This window comes from Streptomyces sp. NPDC041129 (genome assembly GCF_055592265.1).
This window is the reverse complement of sequence record NZ_JBVIYV010000001.1, coordinates 331,394-351,643: the sequence shown is the minus strand read 5'-3', so window position 1 is coordinate 351,643 and position 20,250 is coordinate 331,394. Positions and strand designations below refer to the sequence as shown.

Here is a 20,250-nt window from a genome sequence, read left to right as displayed (position 1 = left end):
ACGAGCAAGCGCTTAGCCAAGTGCCCACCGCCGTCATTCCCGGGCTGGTCGTCCGGCTCCGCACCACTCACGCTAGCCTCAGCCACCGACAGCGGCACGGGCTGCGGAGGCAAGGGGTGACATGAGCAGGCTAAAGAGGACGGATCGTCCCTACGACCTGGTGCTTTTCGGGGCCACCGGCTTCGTCGGCACGCTCACCGCGGAGTACCTCGCGGCACATGCCCCCGAGCATCTGCGCTGGGCGGTGGCCGGCCGCGACGAACTCGCGCTGGAGCGGCTGCGGGCGCGGCTGCCCGGCGGTTCGGGCATCGGGACGCTCCGCGCGGACGTACGTGACCCGTCCACGCTGCGGGCCCTCGCCGAGCACGCGCGCGTGGTGGCCACGACCGTGGGCCCGTACCTGGAGTACGGCGAGGAGCTGGTCGCCGCCTGCGCGGACACCGGGACCGACTATCTCGACCTCACCGGCGAGCCCGAGTTCGTCGACCTGATGTACGTCCGGCACGACGCACGCGCGCGGGAGACCGGCGCCCGCCTGGTGCACGCCTGCGGTTTCGACTCCGTACCGCACGACCTGGGCGTGCACTTCACGGTCCGGCAGCTGCCTGAGGGCGTGCCGCTGACCGTGGACGGGTTCGTGACGGCCGACGCCACCTTCTCCGGCGGCACGCTGGCCTCCGCGCTGAACCAGTTCGCGCGCGGCGGGCAGATGGCGGCCGCGGCCCGGGAACGCCGGCGGCACGAGCCGCGGCTGCTGGGGCGCCGGGTGTCGGCACCGGCGGGCGCCCCGCGGTTCGCCCGGGAGGTGGGCGCCTGGGCGCTGCCGCTGCCCACCATCGACCCGCAGATCGTGCGCCGCTCGGCGAAGGCCCTGGAGCGGTACGGCCCCGACTTCCGCTACCGGCACTACGCGGCTGTCCGGCACCTGCCGGTGGCCGCGGGCGGGGTCGCCGCCGTCGGCGCGGTCGCGGCGGCCGCCCAGTTGCCGCCCGCCCGGCGCTGGCTCTCGGACCGGCTCAGGCCCGGAGACGGACCGAGCGCCGAGAAGCGCGCGCGGAGCTGGTTCCGGGTCCGCTTCGTCGGCGAGGGCGGCGGGCGGCGCGTGTACACCGAGGTCTCGGGCGGCGACCCGGGCTACGACGAGACGGCGAAGATGTTCGCCGAGTCGGCGCTCTGCCTCGCCTTCGACGACCTCCCGCCGACGGCCGGGCAGGTCACCACCGCGGTGGCGATGGGCGACGCGCTCACCGAACGACTGCGCGGGGCCGGCATCCGCTTCCGCGTCGCGGCGAGCCGCTGACCCTCCCTCGCTAGAGGGGCCAGCGCACCAGGGTGTAGACCATGCCGCAGATCCAGCCGAGCCCGGCGAGCACCGCGAGCACGAGAGCGGCGTTCACGACCCGCTCGACGGGCCGGTTCGGATCGGCGAGGGGCTTGTGCGCACGGTGCGTCGTCATGGGCCCACCCTGCCGATCACCCGGAACCCCGCACATCCGTACGGCTACTCAGTCCCGGTACTCAGTCCCCTCCCCGGCGACCGCCCGCTTCAGTGCCTGCCGGCACAGCGAGTCCGCGTGGCGGGTCGACTCCGGCAAGCGGTACCGGGGCGTCAGCGCGAGGGTGTGGGCCAGGGCGTTGTCCAGCGTGGTGCCGTGGCCGACGGAGACGAAGACCGGTTTGACGTGGGACCGGGTACGCAGGGCACGGCCCACCTCCTCGGACCCCGCGAGGAGCGGGGCGGAGCTGCCGCGGAGAGGGGCGGGCTCGTCGTAGGTGAAGGCGAAGGGGTTCTTGGCGACGCCGATGGTCGGCAGTCCGGTGAGGACGCCCAGGTGACTGGCGAGGCCGAAGCGGCGCGGGTGGGCGAGGCCGTACCCGTCGCACACCACCAGACCGGGCGGACAGGGCAGGGCGTCCAGGGCGGCGCGTACGGTCGGGATCTCACGGAAGGCCAGCAGCCCGGGTACGTACGGGAAGGAGATCCGGCCGACCGCCGTGGCCTCGGCCACGACCTCAAGGGTGACCGCGTCCAGGACGACGGCCGCCGCGGCGACGAGGTCGCGTTCGTCGTCGTAGGCGACGTCCACGCCGGTCACCCGTCCCGATCCGGGCGGCGGCCCCGGCTCGTCGAGCACCACCCGGCCGCGCAGTTCGTCCTGTACGGCGCGGGCCTCCTCCTCGGTCGCCGGCCAGTTCGCGGGCACGCCTACGGTCCTCATGGTGGACAGGACTGTACGACCCGGGGACGGCCCGGCGGGCGCCGGGGTAGGCTCGTGATCATGTTCGTACTGGAGCTGACGTACACCGCCCCGCTCGAGGACGTGGACGCCGCGTTGCCGGCGCATCGGGCCTGGCTCGACGAGCAGTACGAGAAGGGCCGGTTCCTGGCCTCCGGGCGCAAGGAGCCCCGCGACGGCGGAGTGATCCTCGCCGTCGCGGAGGACCGCGCCCGCATCGAGGAGGTCGCCGCGGGCGACCCGCTCGTCGCCGCCGGGGTGTGCGAGTACCGCATCACGGAGTTTCGCGCCACGAAGACGGCTCCGGAGCTGGACCGCCACCGTCAGCCTGCGGGCTGACCGGAGCCGGTCAGCCCTTCTTGTCGTCCAGCGCGCGCCGCAACTGGTCCTTGCTCATGTTCGAGCGGCCCTCGATGCCTCGCTGCCTCGCCTCGTTGTAGAGCTGGTCGCGGGTCGGACCCTGGGAGCCGGCCCGGTTGCCCGACCGCTGGCCGCCGCGCCTGCTGGACGACATGTCCTGCGTCGAGCTGCGGCTGGCGGTCTTGGACTCGCCGGAGCGGGCGCGCTCCTTGTTCACGGTCCGCGCGGCGATCTCCTTCGCGCGCCCGGCGCTTTCGCCCCGTTCCTGTGCGCTCTCCTTGATGTGCTCGTACTGGCGTTCGCGCTTGGGGCTGGAACCGGCTGGCATGATCGCTCCCTTCCTGTCCTCGGTGACGGGAAACGAGTACCCGGGTTCCGCACGCATACGTCAGCGTTCCAGCCGGGCCACCCGCCCCTTCTCACCGGCTGCCCAGCAGCTCAGGTCGGGGGCGCAGGCCACGGTGTCGTACGAACCGGTGTCGAGGGTGCGCCAGCTTCGGCCCCCGTCGGTGGTGAGGTCGGTGCCGGTCGGGCCGACGGCCAGCGCGGCGGAACGGCTGTGCGGGAGCCAGGCGACGCCGGAGCGGTACGCGGGCGGCGGGCTGGTGACGGGCCGCCAGGTGCGGCCGCCGTCGGCGGTCACCGCGGCGGCCCGCGGCGAGGACTGGTCGGGACGGTAGTCGCCGCCTACCGCGAGGCCGTGGGCGCGGTCCCGGAAGGCGAGCGCGAAGACGCCCTTGGCGGGATCGCCCGCCGGTACCGGCGTGTCGGCGGCCGTCCAGGTCAGCCCGCGGTCGGCGGAGTGCAGCACGCGCGCGCGGGCGGCGCCGCCGGTGGCCAGCCAGACGTCCTTCGGTCCCGCCGTGACCAGGCACTGGCCGCTCGCGGCGAAGCCGGCCTCGCCGTCCAGGGCCTCCGGCATGCCGGAGGAGGGCAGAACGCGCCAGGAGCGGCCACCGTCACCGGTGGACAGGATGCGGAACCGGCCGTCCACCGGGTCGCTCATGGCGAGGCCGTGACGGTGGTCGAAGAAGGTGAGGCAGTCGTAGAAGGCCTTCGGGTCGGTGTTACGGAACGACTCCGTCCATGTCGTGCCGCCGTCGTCCGTGCGGTAGACGCGGGAGGCCTCGCCCTCGCCGATGGCCAGCACCACCGCGCGCCGCCCGTCGAACGCCTCGACGTCCCGGAACTGCAGGTCGGCCGCGCCGGGCGGGGAGACGTTCCGCCAGCTCGTCCCGCCGTCGGTGGTGCGCAGTACGGTGCCGCCGGTACCGGCCAGCCAGGCCGTCCGGCGGTCGACGGCGGCCAGCCCGCGGAAGCGGACCTGCGGGGTGCCGCTGTCCTTCTCCGCCCAGTGCGCACCGCCCCGGGCCGGCGCGGCCGCCTCGGCGGTGGCCGGTACCGTCGGCGCGGCCAGCGCCGCCGTGCACGCCACCCCCGCCGCCAGCAGCCGAAGCGTTCGTCCCCTGCGTCGCGTGCTCCCCAGGCGCCTCATGGCGGGCGAAGCTAGCGGACCGTCCCGGCACCGTCCAGAGGGCCCGGCACCGTCCGCGGGGCCGCCCCGGCCACGTCGCCGTGCGCGAAGCATGAAGGCGGTGACCGAGGTCACTCGTGTCTCGTGTGCACGGACTGGCCGAATCCGTCGTCTCCTCCAGTACCGGGTGCCACACCGGAAGTGCGTCCAGCCGTCACAAGGGAGCAAGGCGTTGTCCACCATGATCGAGCAGCCCGTAGAGGCCCGCCTCGTCGCCGCCGCACCACGCATGCCGAGCATCCCTGCCACGCTGCGCTACGAACGACGCGATCCTTTCGCCGTCCGGATGTCCTTCCCCGCGCCGGCCACCCTGGAGGGTGTCGACGTCTGCTGGACCTTCTCCCGGGAACTCCTCGCGGCGGGGCTCGAGGGCCCGGAGGGTCACGGGGACGTACGCGTCCGGCCGTACGGCTACGACCGCACCGTGCTGGAGTTCCACGCGCCCGAGGGCACGGCGGTCGTGCATGTGCGCTCGGGCGAGATACGGCGGTTCCTGGAGGCGACCGCCGCCCTCGTGCCGGTCGGCCTGGAACACCTCCAGCTCGACCTCGACCACGACCTGGCCGTCCTGATGCGGGACGCCTGCTGACGTCCGGCACGCGGTCACGCCTGCTTGCGCGCGCGTGAGCAGCGCGTTCGCCACGCGCGCGTGAACGGCGCCCTCGCTATGCGCGCGTGAGCAGCGCGTTCAGCTCCGCGTATTCGAACCCGCCGGCCAGCGACCCGTAGGTCCCCTACCGCAGCAGCTCCCGCGCGGCACGGTGGACGAGGGCGTGGGCGGCCTGGGCGAGACCCGCGCCGGCGCTGATCCGGGCGACGCCGAGGCCGGCCAGTTCCGCCACCGAGGGTGCCCCGGGTCCACCATCACGTTGAGCGGTCCGTCGATGCCCGCCACGAGCGCCTTGACCGTCCCCGGATCGACGGCTCCGGGGACGAAGATCCCGTCGGCGCCCGCGGCGAGGAAGGCGGCGGCCCGTTCCAGGGTGAGGTCGACTCCCCCGGCGCCGCGCAGGAAGGTGTCGATCCGCGCGTTGACGAACAGCGGCACCCCGGCCCGGTCGGCGGCCGCCCGGGCCGCCGCGATCCGCTCCGCCTGCTCGGCCACCGTCCGCAGCGGTTCACCGCCGGGCTCGTGGCGTGCGTCCTCGATGTTGACGCCGACCGCGCCCGCGGCGATCACCGCCGCGACGGTGTCACCGACGCCGGCGGCGTCCTCGGCGTACCCGCCCTCGATGTCGGCGCTGACCAGTACCCGCACCGCGGCGGCGACGCGGGCGACGGCCGCGAGCGCGAGGTCGCGGGCTAGCCGGTCGCCGTCGGCCGCGCCCAGCGCCCAGGCCGGCCCCGCGCTGGTGGTGGCGATCGCGGCGGCGCCCGCGTCCTGCACGACGGCGGCGCTGACGGCGTCCCAGGCGTTCGGCAGGACCAGCGGACGGCCGGGCTCGTGCAGGGCGCGGAAGGCGCGGGCGGACTCGAGAAGCGGGTGCTGATGCGTCATGACGGCAGTCGAACAGCCGGGGTGGGACGGGCGCCGGCAGGAAGCCGACGTGGACGCCGGGTCACCGGGCCGGGTCACCGCGGAACACGGGAGGGGCTCCGCGATCAATCGCGTTGACAGCCTCCCGCACCCCTCGTACGTTGTATGAGGTCCTGTTGCCGCCGATTGGAGAAGGACGTTGCTCGTCTGAGGTCCTGAGACACCGCGCTCACACCGGTGAGGTGTGCGTGGTTGTACGACCTCGGCGTCCGAGCCGTCCTCCGGCACAGGCCTTTCTCATGGGCCCCTGCTGCCCAGGCCTTCGGTTTCCGCCTCGCGGTGTCTCGACACGCGTCCGCCCAGACCGCATCCAGCAACCGCGAGGCCTTTATGTCCATGTCCCTCACCTGTACGTCCCTGTCCTTCGCCTGGCCCGACGGCACCTCCGTCTTCGACGGCCTCGACGTCGTTTTCGGACCCGGCAGGACGGGACTCGTCGGCGTCAACGGATCAGGGAAGTCGACCCTGTTGAAACTCCTCGCCGGTGAACTCACCCCGGCCGAGGGCACCGTCAAGGTGACCGGCGAGATCGGCCATCTCCCGCAGAACGTCACGCTCGACACCACGCTCCGCGTCGACGAGGTCCTGGGCATCGCCGCCCGGCGGGCCGCCCTGCACGCCATCGAGGCGGGCGACGTCGCCGAGGAGCACTTCGAGGCGGTCGGCGACGACTGGGACGTCGAGGAGCGCGCCCTGGTCACCCTCGGCGAGCTCGGCCTCGGCGACATCGGCCTGGACCGCACCGTCGGCGAGGTGTCCGGTGGCGAGTCGGTGCTGCTGCGGCTGGCCGCGCTGCTGCTGCGCCGCCCGGACGTGCTGCTGCTCGACGAGCCCACCAACAACCTGGACCTGTACGCGCGCCGCAGGCTGTACGCGGCCGTCGCCGCCTGGCCGGGTGTGCTGGTGGTCGTCAGCCACGACCGCGAACTGCTGGACCTGGTCGACCAGATCGCCGATCTGCGCTCGGGTGAGATCGTCCGGTACGGCGGCAACTTCTCGGCCTACGAGGAGGCTCTGGCCGTCGAACAGGAGGCGGCCGAGCGGATGGTGCGGGTCGCCGAGTCGGACGTGCGCAAGCAGAAGCGCGAACTGGCCGACGCCCAGGTCAAGCTGGCCCGGCGCAAGCGGTACGGGCAGAAGATGTTCGAGAACAAGCGCGAACCGAAGATCGTCATGGGCGCGCGCAGACGCGCCGCGCAGGAGTCGGCGGGCAAGCACCGCATCATGCACGAGGAACGGCTCGCCGAGGCCAGGGACCGGCTGGACGAGGCGGTGGAGGCGGTGCGGGACGACGACGAGATCCGCGTCGAACTGCCGTTCACGGCCGTGCCGCCCGGCCGCCAGGTGCTCACCCTGGAGAAGCTGGAGACGGCCTACGGGTCCCGCGTCGAGGGCATCCTCGATCTGCGCGGGCCGGAGCGGATCGCGCTCGTCGGACGCAACGGCGCCGGCAAGACGACGCTGCTGCGGACCATCACCGGGGAGCTGCCGCCGGTGGCCGGCGAGGCGCTGACGCACGTTCCGCTGCGGTTCCTGCCGCAGCGCCTGGACGTCCTCGACGACGAGGCGACCGTCGCCGAGAACGTGGCCCGGTTCGCGCCGGGCGCCACCAACAACCGGATCCGGGCGCGCCTGGCCCGCTTCCTGTTCCGTGGCGCGCGGGCCGACCAGAAGGCGGGGACGCTCTCCGGCGGCGAGCGCTTCCGGGCGGCCCTGGCCGCGCTGATGCTCGCCGAGCCGCCGCCCCAGCTGCTCCTGCTGGACGAGCCGACCAACAACCTCGACATGGCGAGCGTCCGGCAGCTCACCTCGGCCCTGGAGTCGTACGAGGGCGCGCTGCTCGTCGCCAGCCACGACCTGCCGTTCCTCGAGTCGATCGGCATCACCCGCTGGCTGCTGATGGAGGGAGGGAAGCTGAGGGAGACCACGCCCGAGGAGCTCGCGAACCCGGGCGGGCCGGTGCCGCCGGGGATCTCAGGAGGAGAACAGCCTGCTAACGAGGCAGGGTGAGGGTTTTGTCCTGGCCATGCCGCGCTGCATGATGGCGGTCCGGCCCCGTGTCCCGGGCGCCGGACCGCACCGCCGATCAGGAAAGGCCCCTCGTGCCCAGCAAGAAGGCCCTCGTCCGCCGCCCCAGCCCGCTGCTCGCCGAGGGGCTGGTGACGCACATCGAGCGGGAGAAGGCCGACGTGGACCTCGCCGTCGAGCAGTGGGAGGCCTACGTCGAGGCGCTCGGCGCACACGGCTGGGAGACCATCGAGGTCGACCCGGCCGACGACTGCCCCGACTCGGTGTTCGTCGAGGACACCGTGGTCATGTACCGGAACGTGGCGCTGATCACCCGGCCCGGCGCGGAGTCCCGGCGCGCGGAGACCGCGGGCGTCGAGGAGGCGGTGGCCCGGCTCGGCTGCTCGGTGAATTGGATCTGGGAGCCGGGCACGCTGGACGGCGGCGACGTCCTCAAGGTCGGCGACACCGTCTACGTCGGCCGGGGCGGGCGCACCAACGCGGCCGGGGTGCAGCAGCTCCGGGCCGCGTTCGAGCCGCTGGGCGCGCGGGTGGTGGCCGTGCCGGTGAGCAAGGTGCTGCATCTGAAGTCGGCGGTCACCGCGCTGCCGGACGGGACGGTCATCGGGCACATCCCGATGGTGGACCGGCCGTCGCTGTTCCCGGGGTTCCTGTCGGTGCCGGAGGAGTCCGGCGCGCACGTGGTACTGCTCGGCGGCCACAAGCTGCTCATGGCGGCGAGCGCCCCGAAGACGGCGGAGCTGCTGACCGACCTCGGCCACGAGGTTGTCACCGTGGACATCTCCGAGTTCGAGAAGCTCGAGGGATGTGTGACGTGCCTCTCGGTGCGGCTGCGGGAGCTGTACGCCTGACGGAGCGACGCCCTGCCTCGGACAGCCCCGGGACCTGCGGGTCCCGGGGCTGTCCGGCACACCGGTGAACTGCCCGCGCCAGGGCGGCTGATCAGCGGTCTTTACGGTGACCTTAACCTACGGCTTCGTAACCTACGGATTCGTAGCCTACGATCACGTAGGTTCCCGGCACCGCTCGCCGGACCGTCCACTTCGCTCCCCCTTCTGCTCGGCGTCCCCCTGGAGTTCCCGTGACGATCACCTCCCCTCACCTCGGCAGCCCGTCCGCCTGGACCGACGCGCGGCTGCTGTACGCGCTGGAGGAAGTGGTCGAGAAGGAGCTGAACCGGCATCTGAAGGTCGCCAAGGACTGGATGCCGCACGAGTACGTGCCCTGGAGCGACGGCCGCAACTTCCCCGGCCTGTTCGAGGACGGCCAGGCCTGGGACAAGGAACAGTCCGGGGTGACGGAGATCGGCCGAATCGCCCTCGTCGTCAACCTGCTGACCGAGGACAACCTCCCCAGCTACCACCACGAGATCGCCTCGCTGTTCGGCCGCGACGGCGCGTGGGGTACGTGGGTGCACCGCTGGACGGCCGAGGAGGGCCGGCACGGCATCGTGATGCGCGACTACCTGCTCACCTCGCGCGCGGTGGACCCGGACAAGCTGGAGCAGTTCCGCATGTCCCACATGAGCGAGGGCTTCGAGTCCGACAACCGGCACTCAGCGCTGCACTCGATCGCGTACGTCGCCTTCCAGGAGCTGGCCACCCGGATCTCGCACCGCAACACCGGCCACCAGTCCGGCGACCCGGTCTGCGACCGCATGCTGGCCCGCATCGCGACCGACGAGAACCTGCACATGGTCTTCTACCGCAACCTGCTGAAGGCCGCCTTCGAACTCGCCCCCGACCTCACCATGCAGGCGGTCCGGGACGTCGTCGTCGACTTCCGCATGCCCGGGCACGGCATCCCCGGCTTCGAGCGGGCCGCGGCGCAGATGGCGATCGGCGAGGTCTACAACCTGCGCATCCACCACGACGACGTGCTGCAGCCCGTGCTGCGCTTCCTGAAGATCATGGAGATGGACGGGCTCGGCCCGGAGGGCCTGCAGGCCCAGGAGGAGCTGGGTCTGTTCCTGGGCGGGCTGGACACGGAGGCCAGCCGGTTCGACGAGCGGCTGGCGGCGCGCAAGGCCCGCATGGCGGCGCGGGCGGCGGGCTGAGGAAGCCGTCCGTGGTGGGTCAGCCGGAGGTGCGCCTCAGTGCGAGGCGCTCCTTCTCGGACAGGCCGCCCCAGACGCCGAAGCGTTCGTCGTTGCTCAGCGCGTAGTCGAGGCAGGCGGGGCGCATCTCGCACATGCCGCAGATGCGCTTCGCCTCGCGGACCGAGCTGCCGGGCTCGGGGAAGAAGAAGTCGGCCCCGGTCTGCGCGCACAGGGCCTGGGCCTGCCAGGTGGTGTCGGCCGGGGTGATCGTGTCGATGTGCATGGCCAGGATCGTGCCGTGCGGCGAAAAACGTTCGATCAACGCCGGATCAACGCCGCGTCGACGCCGGGGCAGGCACCCGGCCGGGAGGCGTACACCGTCCCGATGATGCGCCGCGCGACACGCCCGTGCACGGCGGCGCGCGGTGCCGGTGTCGAATCCGGCGGAACCCGCGGACCCGGCGGGTCCGGCCGCACGCGTGGGCCCGGCGCGCCGCGAGGCCTCGGCGGCGGTTGTCGGTGGGCGGTGCCAGACTCGGCAGTGCAGAGGACGGGACCCGGTTCACGGTCCCCCTGTCGAGGAGGGCGAAGATGCTCACCACCCGTTTCGTCAACGGCGCTCCGAACTGGGTCGATGTCGGCACCCCGGACCTGGACGGCGCCCTTTCCTTCTACGGCGGTCTGTTCGGCTGGCAGTTCCGGTCGGCGGGGCCGGACGCCGGCGGTTACGGCTTCTTCCAGCTCGACGGCAGGACCGTCGCCGGCGGTATGGGGACCGGACCGGAGCAGGGCCCGCCGGCCTGGACGGTGTACTTCCAGAGCCAGGACGCGCAGGCCACCGCCAGGACGGCCGAACAGGCGCACGGCGGTGTGCTGGTCCAGCCCCTCGACGTGATGGGGCAGGGGCACATGGCGGTCCTCGCCGACCAGGCGGGGGTGCCGTTCGGGATCTGGCAGCCCGGGCGGACCAAGGGCGTCGACGTGGCGAACGAGCCGGGCGCGCTGTGCTGGGTCGAGCTGTACACGGCGGACATCGCGGCCGCCGCCGCGTTCTACTACAGGGTCCTCGGCCTGGAGACCTCCGGCGTGCCCTTCCCCGGCGGCACGTACACCTGCGTCAACGCCGGCGGGGCCGGGGAGGACGCGATGTTCGGCGGGATGGTGCCGCTGGCCGACGACCCTGCCGAAGCGGAGGCCGGCCCGTACTGGCTGCCGTACTTCGAGGTCGAGGACACCGACGCCGTGGTCGAGAAGGCACGGCGGCTCGGTGGCACGGTGCGCATGCCGGCGACCACCCTGGAGGGCGTGGGCCGCATGGCCAAGCTCGCCGACCCGTACGGCGCCCGCTTCGCGGTGATCAGAAGCGGGTCGTCCCAGGGCTGAACGCGGGCCGGGACCGCGGGTGCGGTGGCCGTGTCCGCGAAGTGGCGTCCCCTAGGCGGACGCGCGGCGTATCAGCGTGGTCGGCAGGACCACGCCGGCCGCCGGTGGCTGCGTGTGCTCCCCCGGGCCGCCCTGTCCGGCCGGGCCCGCGAGCAGCAGGCGGGCCATCAGCCGGCCCATCTCCTCGATGTCCTGACGGACCGTGGTCAGCGGCGGATCGCACTCCTCGGCGACGGGCAGCACGTCGTCGAAGCCGATCACGGCAACGTCCTCGGGCACGCGCAGGCCCCGCTCCCGCAGCACGCGCAGGGCGCCGAGCGCGGTGAGGTCGTTGGCGGCGAACACGGCGTCCACGTCCGGGCAGCGGTCGAGCAGTTCCCGCATGGCCTGTTCGCCGCCGCCCGGGGTGAAGTCGCTCTCCACCACGAGCCGGGGGTCGGCGTCGCCCATGACGTCCCGGTAGCCGTCGAGCCGGTCCACGGCCGAGGTCTGGTCCAGGGCGCCGGTGATGTGCGCGATCCGGGTCCGGCCGAGGCCCGCGAGATGGCGCACGGCCGCGCGGGCACCGCCCCGGTTGTCGCTGTCGACGTACACCGGTCCGGGGGCGCCGTCGCCGTCGCTCCAGTCGGGCCGGCCGCCGAACACGGTGGGCACGCCCGCGCTGCGGATCAGGCCGGGCAGCGGGTCGTCGAGGTGCAGGGAGAAGACGAGCGCGCCGTCGACGTGGCCTCCGGCAAGGTAGCGGGCCACGCGCGCGTGGTCGGCGCGGCCCTCGGTCAGCAGCAGTACGAGCTGGTTGTCGTGGGCCGTCAGTTCCTTGCTGATGCCGCGCAGTTGCAGGGCGAAGAAGGGGTCGGCGAACACCCGGGCCTCGGGCTCGGCGATGACGACGGCGATGGCGTCGTGCCGTTTGGTGACCAGGCTGCGCGCGGCCTGGTTGGGCACGTACCCGAGTTCCTCGACCGCCCGCCGGACCCGCTCGACCAGCGGCTCCCGGACTCCGTCCCCGCCGTTGACCACCCGTGACACGGTGGCCCGGGACACCCCGGCCCGCGCGGCCACGGCCTCCAGCGTGGGACGCGACACTGCCTCGGTCACTTCGGGACTCCTCATCGGCGGCTGACGATCAGGATAGCCGCGGTCCGGCGGGCCGGACGGGCCTCAGCGGGGGCCTGCCGGGCGCCGGGCCAGGGCCTCCTCGCCTGCCCGGGTTCCGCTCCTTCAGGAGGCCTGCTCCCGGCGGGCCCGGCTCGGCTGGACCCGCTTGGGCTCGCCCGGCATCTTCGGGTACTCCGGCGGGTACGGCAGGTCGCCCAGGCCGTGGTCGTGCTCGTCGCGGCGGGCCAGCTCCAGCAGGGCCTCGAGGGAGTAGGCGTGGTCGTCCATGTCGGCGTGCACGTCGCCGAGTTCGGCGAAGCGGGCCGGCATGGTGGCGAGGTCGAAGTCGCGGGGGTGGGCCACGCCGACCTCCTCCCAGCGCAGCGGCGCGGAGACGGGGGCGTGCGGGCGGGGCCGCACGGAGTAGGCGGAGGCGATGGTGCGGTCGCGGGCGGTCTGGTTGTAGTCCAGGAAGATGCGCTCGCCGCGCTCCTCCTTCCACCACTTGATGGTCACCTGGTCCGGCATCCGGCGCTCCATCTCCCGGCCCACCGCGATCGCCGCGCGGCGGACCTGCGTGAAGGTCCACCGGGGTTCGATGGGGACGAAGACGTGCAGGCCGCGGCCGCCGGAGGTCTTGGGCCAGCCGCGCAGGCCGCCGTACTCGTCGAGGACGGCGCGCAGTTCGTGGGCGGCGCGGACGGCGTCGGCGTAGTCGGTGCCGGGCTGCGGGTCGAGGTCGATGCGCAGCTCGTCGGGGTGGTCGACGTCGCCGCGGCGCACCGGCCAGGGGTGGAAGGTGAGGGTGCCGTACTGGGCGGCCCACACCACGGCGGCCTCCTCGGTGGGGCACATCTCGTCGGCGCTGCGGCCGCTGGGGAAGGTGATGTGGGCGGTCGGGATCCAGTCGGGCATGCCCTTGGGGGCCCGTTTCTGGTAGAACCACTCGCCGCCTACGCCGTCCGGGTAGCGTTCGAGGGTGGTGGGGCGATCGCGCAGGGCGCGCAGGATGCCGGGGCCCACGGCAGCGTAGTACCGGGCGAGGTCCAGCTTGGTGAAGCCGCGCTCGGGGAAGAACACCTTGTCCGGGCTGGACAGCCGTACGGTCCGCCCCGCCACCTCCAGTTGCACCGCATCACCCATGCGGCCACGGTAGGCGCACCCCGCACAGCGCGCATACCGGGCGGTGCGTTGCGTATGCGAGCAGAATCGGACGCATGGATCTTCCGGTGATGCCGCCCGTGAAGCCGATGCTCGCCAAGTCGGTGGCGAGGATCCCGCCGGGCATGCACTACGAGGCGAAGTGGGACGGATTCCGGGCGATCGTGTTCCGCGACGGCGACGAGGTCGAGCTGGGCAGCCGTACCGGCAAGCCGCTGACCCGGTACTTCCCGGAGCTGGTGGCGGCGCTCAAGGAGCGGGTGCCCCGGCGGTGCGTGCTGGACGGGGAGATCGTGATCGCGCGGGAGGGCCGGCTGGACTTCGACGCGCTGACCGAGCGGATCCATCCGGCGGACTCCCGGGTGCGGACGCTGGCGGAGCGGACGCCGGCCTCGTTCGTGGCGTTCGATCTGCTCGCGCTGGACGACCGGTCCCTGGTGGACGCGCCGCTCACCGACCGGCGGGCCCTGCTGGACGGGGCGCTGGCCGGCGTGGCCGCGCCGGTCCATCTGGCGCCCGCGACGACCGACGCCGAGCTGGCCGAGCGCTGGTTCGAGCAGTACGAGGGGGCCGGCCTCGACGGGATCGTCGCCAAGCCGCTCGGCCTGCGCTATCTGCAGGACGAACGGGCCATGTTCAAGATCAAGCACGAGCGGACGGCGGACGTGGTGGTGGCGGGCTACCGGTTCCACAAGAGCGGACCGGTGGTGGGCTCGCTGCTGCTGGGCCTGCACGACGACCGGGGCGCGCTGCAGCACGTCGGCGTGTCGGCCGCCTTCCCGATGAAGCGGCGGGCCGAGCTGGTCGAGGAGCTGGAGCCACTGAGGATGGACGACGTGAGCGGGCATCCGTGGGCGGCCTGGGGGGAGGAGGCGGCGCACGAGACGGCCCGGCTGCCGGGGGCGCCGAGCCGCTGGTCGGGCAAGAAGGACCTGTCCTGGGTGCCGCTGCGGCCGGAGCGGGTCGCCGAGGTGGCCTACGACCACATGGAGAACGGCGCCCGTTTCCGGCACACGGCCCGCTTCCGCCGCTGGCGTCCGGACCGAACGCCGGAGAGCTGCACCTACGCCCAGTTGGAGGAACCGGTGCGCTACGACCTGGCGGAGATCCTCGGCACCCGGGGCGGGACCCCTTAGGGCCGCACGGACCCTACGGCTGCATCAGGATCTTGATGGCTCCGTCCTGCTTCTGCTGGAACATCTCGTACGCGTGCGGGGCCTCGGACAGCGGCACCCGGTGGGTGGCGAAGTCGTCGACGCCGAGCGGGTCCTCGTCCGTCAGGTAGGGCATGATCTGGTCGCTCCACCGGCGCACGTTGGCCTGTCCCATCCGCATCTGGATCTGCTTGTCGAACATGGTGAGCATCGGCATCGGGTCGGCCATGCCGCCGTACACCCCGCTGAGCGAGATGGTGCCGCCGCGCCGGACCAGTTCGATGGCCATGTGAAGGGCGGAGAGCCGGTCGACGCTGAAGCGTTCGGCGATGGGGCCGCTGATCTTGCGCGGCATCACGGCGGCGGCCGTCTGGATGAGCTTCGCCGTCGCGCCGCCGTGGGCCTCGGTGCCGACGGCGTCGATCACGGCGTCCGGGCCCCGGCCGCCGGTCTCGTCGCGGATCGCCTCGATCAGTTCCTTCTCGTCGTCGAAGGCCCTGAGGTCGTACGTCCGGGTGCCGCGCCGCTTGGCCCGGGCCAGCCGCTCCGGCACCAGGTCGATGCCGAAGACCTGCTCGGCGCCCCGGGCCATCGCGATACGGCAGGCCATGTCGCCGATGGGCCCGAGGCCGAGCACCGCGAGCGAGCCGCCCGGGGGGACGGCGGCGTACTCGACCGCCTGCCAGGCGGTGGGCAGTACGTCGGAGAGGTACACGAACCGGTCGTCCGGCGGGCCCTCGGGCACCTTCATCGGCCCGAACTGGGCCTGCGGGACACGCAGGTACTCGGCCTGCGCGCCGGGAACCGCGCCGTACAGCCGGGTGTAGCCGAACAGGGGGGCGCCCATGTGCTCACCGGTGACCTGGGTGGTCTCGCACTGGGTCGGCAGTCCGGTGAGACACATCCAGCAGTTGCCGCAGGCGATCTGGAAGGGCACCACGACCCGGTCGCCCACCGCGAGGTCGGGCACGGCCGCCCCGACCTCCTCGACGATGCCCATCGGCTCGTGTCCGAGGATGTCACCCGGCGTCATGAACGGGGTGAGCACCTCGTACAGATGCAGGTCCGAGCCGCACAGACCGCTGGATGTGATGCGGATGACCGCGTCGGTGGGCTCCTCGATGCGCGGGTCGGGCACGTCCTCCACCCGCACGTCCCGCCTGCCCTGCCAGGTGACTGCCTTCATGGGGTCGCGCTCCCTTGCTCGCGTGCGCGCCGGTTCGCCCCGGTGCGTCCGGTTTGGGGTGGCGCCCGGGTACCCGCGCGAGCCCACGCGAACCACGCGCTCCGCCCCGCCGGTGGCACCCCGGCCGCTCCCCCGCCGCCCGCCGGGGTCACGCCAGGGGCCCGATCGGCCCAGTGAACGCGCGCGGAACCGGCCGACCGGGTATGGCCCGCACTGTCCCGGCGAGCACACAATCGACACATACGAACGGGGAGACGACGGTGGGCATGCGACATGGGGCGCGCACGCGCCGCGCCGCGCTGACGGCGGCACTGATCGCCGCGGCGACGGCGGCCTCACTCACTGCGGGCTGCACCCGGCACCGGCCGGCCGACGACGCCCGCGCTCCGGCGCGGACCCCCACGCCGAGCGCCTCCACCACACCGGCGCCCACGCCCGTGGCCGGATCACCGCTCGCCGTGAAGATCGACAACGTGTCCGCGGCGCGCCCGCAGACCGGGCTCGGCGCGGCCGACGTGGTCTACGCGGAGCAGGTCGAGGGCGGCCTGAGCCGGCTGATGGCGGTGTACGCCACCCGGCTGCCGAAGTCGGTCGGGCCGGTGCGCAGCGCCCGCGAGTCGGATCTGGAGCTGCTGCGCCAGTTCCACGAGCCGACGCTGGCCTACTCCGGCGCCCAGCGCAAACTGCTGCCCCTGATCGGCCGGGCGCCGCTGCGGGCCGAGTCGCCGGACGACACCGCGAGTGCGTACTACCGGGGCGCCGGCCGGGCCGCGCCGCACAACCTCTATCTGCGCCCCGCCGAGCTGCTGCCCGCCATCCCCGGCCGGGCCGCCCTGACCACCGGCTTCCGGTACGGTCCCGCACCCTCCGGCGGCGCTCCCGCCGCCACGCGCACCGTGCGCTACCCGGCGGCGCGCTTCGCCTTCACCTGGTCCGGACGGCGGGACGGCTGGCTGGTCGCGATGGACGGCACGCCGGCGACGACGACGGAGGGCGGGCGCCTGGCACCGCCGACCGTGGTCGTCCAGTACGTGCGGGTCCGCTCCTCGAAGTACCACGACGTGCTCGGCAACCACACGCCGTACACCGAGACGGTCGGCTCGGGCAGGGCCGAGGTGCTGCGGGACGGGCGGTCCTTCGAGGCGCGGTGGTCCCGGCCGGCCGCGACGGACGGTACGGAGTTCACGACGGCGGACGGCGGCCCGATGAACTTCGCCGACGGGCAGGTGTGGGTGGTGTTCGCCGCCTCCTGAGGCCGACCGGCCCGTCAGCCCTGCCGGAGGGCCGGCGGCTCCGCCGGGTTGCGCAGTTCCTCGGCGGCGTCCGCCACCCGGCGGATCAGGTCGAAGAACACGGCCTGCTCCCCGGCGGTCAGCGGGGCGAGGAAGACCTGGTTCATCCGGGCGGTGCGCACGGTCAGCCTGCGGTGGGTGCGCAGTCCGTCGTCGGTGAGGCGGAGCAGGAAGCGGCGGCCGTCCTGCGGGTCGCGCACCTTGTCCAGCAGGCCGCGGCGGCCGAGCCGGCTGATGACCTCGGCGATGGTCGACCGGTCCAGGCCCACCCGCTCCCCCACGGTCCGCTGGTCGAGACCCGGCTCGGCGACGAGCGCGTTCAGGACCGCGAACTGGGGCGAGGTGATCTCCTCCGAGACCATCGTGTTCCACAGCAGGTAGTGCGCCTGCTGGAGCCGCCGGGCCAGGTGTCCGGGATGGGTGGTGAGGTCCACCGCGGCCATGTGCGCTCCCTGCTCGAATCGTTGGTGCACTGAACAATACCCATCGACAGCCCCGCTGTCTGCGGGCGAGTTCGGCGGTTCTACCGGGTCTTGACGGTTCGGGCCTCCGGTGGCAGCGTGAGCGGCACCTCGCTGAAATACTCAGTGCCCTGATTAATTTTGCAGAGATGGGGCTTCACGGATGGACAAGGTGGTCGCCACGGCCGCCGAGGCGGTGGCCGATGTGCCGGACGGCGCGTCCCTCGCGGTCGGCGGTTTCGGGCTGAGCGGTGTGCCGAACGTACTGATCCAGGCGCTGTACGAGCGCGGCACGGCCGGACTGGGTGTGGTCTCGAACAACTGCGGGGCGATGGAGTCCGGCCTCGCAGTGCTGCTGGCGGCCGGCCGGATCGCCCGGGTGACCGGCTCCTACATCGGCGCCAACAAGGAGTTCGCCCGCCAGTACCTGACCGGTGAGCTGGAGGTCGAACTGATCCCGCAGGGCACCCTCGCCGAGCGGCTGCGCGCGGGCGGCGCCGGCATCCCCGCCTTCTACACCCCGGCCGGTGTGGGCACACAGGTCGCCGACGGCGGTCTGCCCTGGCGGTACGACGGCACGGGCGGGGTCGCGCTGGCCTCACCGCCGAAGGAGGTGCGGGAGTTCGACGGCGTGGAGTACGTGCTGGAGCGCGGCATCCGCACCGACTTCGCGCTGGTGCGCGCCGCCCGGGGCGACCGGCACGGCAACCTCGTCTTCAACAGGTCCTCCCGGAACTTCAACCCCCTGGCCGCGATGGCCGGCCGGGTGACCGTCGCCGAGGTGGAGGAACTGGTGGAGCCCGGGGAGATCGACCCGGACGCGGTGCACGTGCCCGGCGTCTTCGTGCAGCGCGTGCTGGCGCTGACCCCGGAGCAGGCGGCGGACAAGAGGATCGAGCGGCGGACGGTGAGGTCCTGATGGCCTGGACACGCGAGGAGATGGCCGCCCGCGCGGCCCGCGAGCTGGAGGACGGCCAGTACGTCAACCTCGGCATCGGCCTGCCGACGCTGATCCCGAACCATCTGCCGCCCGGCGTCGAGGTGGTGCTGGAGTCGGAGAACGGCATCCTCGGCACGGGGCCGTACCCCACCGACGACGAGGTCGACCCGGATCTGATCAACGCCGGCAAGGAGACCGTGACGGTGCTGCCCGGCGCCTCCTTCTTCGACTCGGCGCTGTCGTTCGCGATGATCCGCGGCGGGCACATCGACGTGGCCGTGCTGGGCGCGATGCAGGTGTCCGCGGGCGGCGACCTGGCCAACTGGGCGGTCCCGGGCAAGCTGGTCACCGGCATCGGCGGCGCCATGGACCTGGTGCACGGCGCCCGGACGGTCGTCGTGGTCATGACGCACACGACCAAGGACGGCTCCCCGAAGATTCTCCAGCAGTGCACGCTGCCGCTCACGGGCAAGGCGTGTGTGAACCGGATCATCACCGACCTGGGCGTCCTGGACGTCACCGCGGAGGGACTGGCCCTCGTGGAGACCGCTCCGGGCGTGAGCGTCGACGACGTGGTCGCCCGTACCGACGCCAAGCTGACCATCGCGGAGAACCTGCTGTGAAGTCCGTCTACATCGTCGACGCCGTCCGCACCCCGATCGGCCGCTACAACGGCGGTCTGTCCTCGGTGCGACCGGACGACCTCGCCGCCCACGTCCTGCGTGAACTGCTCGCCCGCACACCGGACCTGGACCCGGCGCGGATCGAGGACGTCTACTTCGGCAACGCCAACGGCGCGGGCGAGGAGAACCGCGACGTCGCCCGCATGGCCGCCCTGCTCGCCGGCCTGCCGACCTCGGTGCCGGGCGCCACGGTCAACCGGCTGTGCGCGTCGGGTCTGGAGGCGGTGATCCAGGCCGCCCGCGCCATCGCGGTGGGCGACGCGTCCATCGCCGTCGCGGGCGGGGTGGAGTCCATGACCCGGGCGCCGTACGTGCTGCCCAAGAACGACCGGGCCTTCCCGGCCGGGCACACCGAGCTGTACTCGACCACGCTCGGCTGGCGCATGGTCAACCCGGCCATGGACCCGCGGTGGACCATCCCCCTCGGCGAGAGCGCCGAACTGATCGCCGACAAGCACGGGATCGGCCGGGAGCGGCAGGACGAGTTCGCCCTCGCCTCCCACCGCAAGGCCGCCGCCGCCCGGGAAAAGGGCCTGTTCGACGCCGAGCTGACACCCGTGCCCGTGCCGCGGCGCAAGGGCGACGCGGTCGTCTTCGACGCCGACGAGTGCGTACGGCCGGACGCCTCCCTCGCCGCGATGGCGAAGCTCAGGCCGTCGTTCCGCGCCGAGGGAGGCACCGTGACCGCGGGCAACGCCTCCCCCCTGAACGACGGCGCCGCCGCGCTGCTCCTCGCCGACGAGGAGGGGCTGAGGTCCCTCGGCCGGGAACCCCTCGCTCGGGTGTCGGCGAGCGGAGTGTCCGCGACGGACCCGCGGTACTTCGGGCTGGCCCCGGTCGAGGCCGTCCGGCGCGCCCTCGCCAAGGCCGGCAAGGGCTTCGGTGACCTCTCCGTACTCGAACTGAACGAGGCCTTCGCCGCCCAGGTGCTCGGCTGTCTCGCCGAGTGGCCCGAGTTCGACCCGGCGGTCCTCAACCCCCAGGGCGGGGCGATCGCCCTGGGCCATCCGCTCGGCGCCTCCGGTGCCCGGCTCGCCGGCACCGTCGCCCACCAGCTCGCCCGCCGCGGCTCCGGCACCGGCGTGGCCACCCTCTGCGTCGGCGTGGGCCAGGGCCTCGCCCTCGTCCTCGACCGCGAATGAAACGTCAGGTATCGCG

General features: G+C 73.1%; 21 protein-coding genes and 1 pseudogene. 12 read left to right on the top strand and 10 right to left on the bottom strand.

The window, feature by feature from the left end:
- Window positions 1–121 precede the first annotated feature (121 nt).
- Window positions 122–1,300, top strand: coding sequence for a saccharopine dehydrogenase family protein (locus ACZ6B1_RS01510; protein WP_468773909.1), 1,179 nt, complete (start codon window positions 122–124; stop codon window positions 1,298–1,300).
- Window positions 1,301–1,310: 10 nt separating this feature from the next.
- On the opposite strand, the gene mmpA is transcribed toward ACZ6B1_RS01510, so the two are convergent.
- Both mmpA and ACZ6B1_RS01500 read right to left on the bottom strand, forming a co-directional pair.
- Window positions 1,311–1,457 (bottom strand): morphogenic membrane protein MmpA, encoded by a 147-nt coding sequence (mmpA, locus tag ACZ6B1_RS01505; RefSeq protein ID WP_468773907.1) that lies wholly within the window; start codon window positions 1,455–1,457, stop codon window positions 1,311–1,313.
- A gap of 48 nt (window positions 1,458–1,505) precedes the next feature.
- Complete coding sequence (locus ACZ6B1_RS01500; RefSeq protein ID WP_468773905.1) at window positions 1,506–2,219, bottom strand: endonuclease V; 714 nt, start codon at window positions 2,217–2,219, stop codon at window positions 1,506–1,508.
- Window positions 2,220–2,279: 60 nt separating this feature from the next.
- Here ACZ6B1_RS01500 and ACZ6B1_RS01495 point away from each other — a divergent pair, with 60 nt between their 5' ends.
- On the top strand, window positions 2,280–2,576 hold the full coding sequence (locus tag ACZ6B1_RS01495; RefSeq protein WP_468773904.1) for a YciI family protein: 297 nt from the start codon (window positions 2,280–2,282) through the stop codon (window positions 2,574–2,576).
- A 10-nt stretch (window positions 2,577–2,586) separates the two neighbouring features.
- On the opposite strand, the gene ACZ6B1_RS01490 is transcribed toward ACZ6B1_RS01495, so the two are convergent.
- Together ACZ6B1_RS01490 and ACZ6B1_RS01485 are read right to left on the bottom strand one after the other, a co-directional pair.
- The gene (locus tag ACZ6B1_RS01490; protein WP_468773902.1) at window positions 2,587–2,925 is read right to left on the bottom strand and encodes a plasmid stabilization protein; all 339 of its coding nucleotides are present in this window, start codon (window positions 2,923–2,925) and stop codon (window positions 2,587–2,589) included.
- A 60-nt stretch (window positions 2,926–2,985) separates the two neighbouring features.
- The gene (locus ACZ6B1_RS01485) at window positions 2,986–4,092 is read right to left on the bottom strand and encodes a WD40/YVTN/BNR-like repeat-containing protein (RefSeq protein ID WP_468773900.1); all 1,107 of its coding nucleotides are present in this window, start codon (window positions 4,090–4,092) and stop codon (window positions 2,986–2,988) included.
- Window positions 4,093–4,303: 211 nt separating this feature from the next.
- Here ACZ6B1_RS01485 and ssgD point away from each other — a divergent pair, with 211 nt between their 5' ends.
- Window positions 4,304–4,720: a spore wall synthesis regulator SsgD gene (gene ssgD, locus ACZ6B1_RS01480; RefSeq protein ID WP_468773898.1), complete on the top strand. Its 417-nt coding sequence runs from the start codon at window positions 4,304–4,306 to the stop codon at window positions 4,718–4,720.
- Window positions 4,721–4,868: 148 nt separating this feature from the next.
- On the opposite strand, the pseudogene ACZ6B1_RS01475 reads toward ssgD, so the two are convergent.
- A pseudogene (locus ACZ6B1_RS01475) lies at window positions 4,869–5,629 on the bottom strand (isocitrate lyase/PEP mutase family protein); the annotation flags it as partial.
- A gap of 369 nt (window positions 5,630–5,998) precedes the next feature.
- Here ACZ6B1_RS01475 and ACZ6B1_RS01470 point away from each other — a divergent pair.
- The 3 genes from ACZ6B1_RS01470 to ACZ6B1_RS01460 all read left to right on the top strand — a co-directional run bounded on the left by ACZ6B1_RS01470 (window position 5,999) and on the right by ACZ6B1_RS01460 (window position 9,752).
- Window positions 5,999–7,678 (top strand): ABC-F family ATP-binding cassette domain-containing protein, encoded by a 1,680-nt coding sequence (locus tag ACZ6B1_RS01470; RefSeq protein WP_468773896.1) that lies wholly within the window; start codon window positions 5,999–6,001, stop codon window positions 7,676–7,678.
- 92 nt (window positions 7,679–7,770) lie between these two features.
- Window positions 7,771–8,547 (top strand): dimethylargininase, encoded by a 777-nt coding sequence (gene ddaH, locus ACZ6B1_RS01465; RefSeq protein WP_468773893.1) that lies wholly within the window; start codon window positions 7,771–7,773, stop codon window positions 8,545–8,547.
- A gap of 230 nt (window positions 8,548–8,777) precedes the next feature.
- On the top strand, window positions 8,778–9,752 hold the full coding sequence (locus tag ACZ6B1_RS01460; RefSeq protein ID WP_468773891.1) for an acyl-ACP desaturase: 975 nt from the start codon (window positions 8,778–8,780) through the stop codon (window positions 9,750–9,752).
- A gap of 19 nt (window positions 9,753–9,771) precedes the next feature.
- Here ACZ6B1_RS01460 and ACZ6B1_RS01455 read toward each other — a convergent pair whose 3' ends face one another.
- Window positions 9,772–10,017, bottom strand: a complete 246-nt coding sequence (locus ACZ6B1_RS01455) for a WhiB family transcriptional regulator (protein WP_358932356.1) — start codon at window positions 10,015–10,017, stop codon at window positions 9,772–9,774.
- Between the two features lie 308 nt (window positions 10,018–10,325).
- Between ACZ6B1_RS01455 and ACZ6B1_RS01450 the strand changes: the two genes are divergently transcribed.
- Window positions 10,326–11,117: a VOC family protein gene (locus ACZ6B1_RS01450; protein WP_468773889.1), complete on the top strand. Its 792-nt coding sequence runs from the start codon at window positions 10,326–10,328 to the stop codon at window positions 11,115–11,117.
- 51 nt (window positions 11,118–11,168) lie between these two features.
- Here the strand turns inward: ACZ6B1_RS01450 and ACZ6B1_RS01445 are convergent, their stop codons facing one another.
- Together ACZ6B1_RS01445 and ligD are read right to left on the bottom strand one after the other, a co-directional pair.
- Window positions 11,169–12,215, bottom strand: a complete 1,047-nt coding sequence (locus tag ACZ6B1_RS01445; protein WP_468773888.1) for a LacI family DNA-binding transcriptional regulator — start codon at window positions 12,213–12,215, stop codon at window positions 11,169–11,171.
- Window positions 12,216–12,338: 123 nt separating this feature from the next.
- Window positions 12,339–13,358 (bottom strand): non-homologous end-joining DNA ligase, encoded by a 1,020-nt coding sequence (gene ligD, locus ACZ6B1_RS01440; RefSeq protein ID WP_468773886.1) that lies wholly within the window; start codon window positions 13,356–13,358, stop codon window positions 12,339–12,341.
- Window positions 13,359–13,432: 74 nt separating this feature from the next.
- Here ligD and ACZ6B1_RS01435 point away from each other — a divergent pair, with 74 nt between their 5' ends.
- The gene (locus ACZ6B1_RS01435; RefSeq protein ID WP_468773884.1) at window positions 13,433–14,512 is read left to right on the top strand and encodes an ATP-dependent DNA ligase; all 1,080 of its coding nucleotides are present in this window, start codon (window positions 13,433–13,435) and stop codon (window positions 14,510–14,512) included.
- Window positions 14,513–14,525: 13 nt separating this feature from the next.
- Here the strand turns inward: ACZ6B1_RS01435 and ACZ6B1_RS01430 are convergent, their stop codons facing one another.
- A complete protein-coding gene (locus tag ACZ6B1_RS01430; protein WP_468773882.1) occupies window positions 14,526–15,716 on the bottom strand; it encodes a zinc-dependent alcohol dehydrogenase in 1,191 nt (396 codons plus the stop codon).
- 266 nt (window positions 15,717–15,982) lie between these two features.
- Between ACZ6B1_RS01430 and ACZ6B1_RS01425 the strand changes: the two genes are divergently transcribed.
- A complete protein-coding gene (locus ACZ6B1_RS01425) occupies window positions 15,983–16,969 on the top strand; it encodes a DUF3048 domain-containing protein (protein ID WP_468773880.1) in 987 nt (328 codons plus the stop codon).
- A gap of 14 nt (window positions 16,970–16,983) precedes the next feature.
- On the opposite strand, the gene ACZ6B1_RS01420 is transcribed toward ACZ6B1_RS01425, so the two are convergent.
- Window positions 16,984–17,451, bottom strand: a complete 468-nt coding sequence (locus tag ACZ6B1_RS01420) for a MarR family winged helix-turn-helix transcriptional regulator (RefSeq protein ID WP_468773879.1) — start codon at window positions 17,449–17,451, stop codon at window positions 16,984–16,986.
- A 181-nt stretch (window positions 17,452–17,632) separates the two neighbouring features.
- Here ACZ6B1_RS01420 and ACZ6B1_RS01415 point away from each other — a divergent pair, with 181 nt between their 5' ends.
- The 3 genes from ACZ6B1_RS01415 to ACZ6B1_RS01405 are packed head-to-tail and all read left to right on the top strand — an operon-like array spanning window position 17,633 to window position 20,234.
- On the top strand, window positions 17,633–18,388 hold the full coding sequence (locus ACZ6B1_RS01415) for a CoA transferase subunit A (RefSeq protein WP_468773876.1): 756 nt from the start codon (window positions 17,633–17,635) through the stop codon (window positions 18,386–18,388).
- Window positions 18,388–19,032: a 3-oxoacid CoA-transferase subunit B gene (locus ACZ6B1_RS01410; RefSeq protein WP_468773873.1), complete on the top strand. Its 645-nt coding sequence runs from the start codon at window positions 18,388–18,390 to the stop codon at window positions 19,030–19,032. Before ACZ6B1_RS01415 ends, ACZ6B1_RS01410 begins: the two co-directional genes overlap by 1 nt.
- Window positions 19,029–20,234 carry a thiolase family protein gene (locus ACZ6B1_RS01405; protein ID WP_468773872.1) on the top strand — a complete coding sequence of 402 codons (1,206 nt, stop codon included), beginning with the start codon at window positions 19,029–19,031 and terminating at the stop codon, window positions 20,232–20,234. Before ACZ6B1_RS01410 ends, ACZ6B1_RS01405 begins: the two co-directional genes overlap by 4 nt.
- Window positions 20,235–20,250 lie beyond the last annotated feature (16 nt).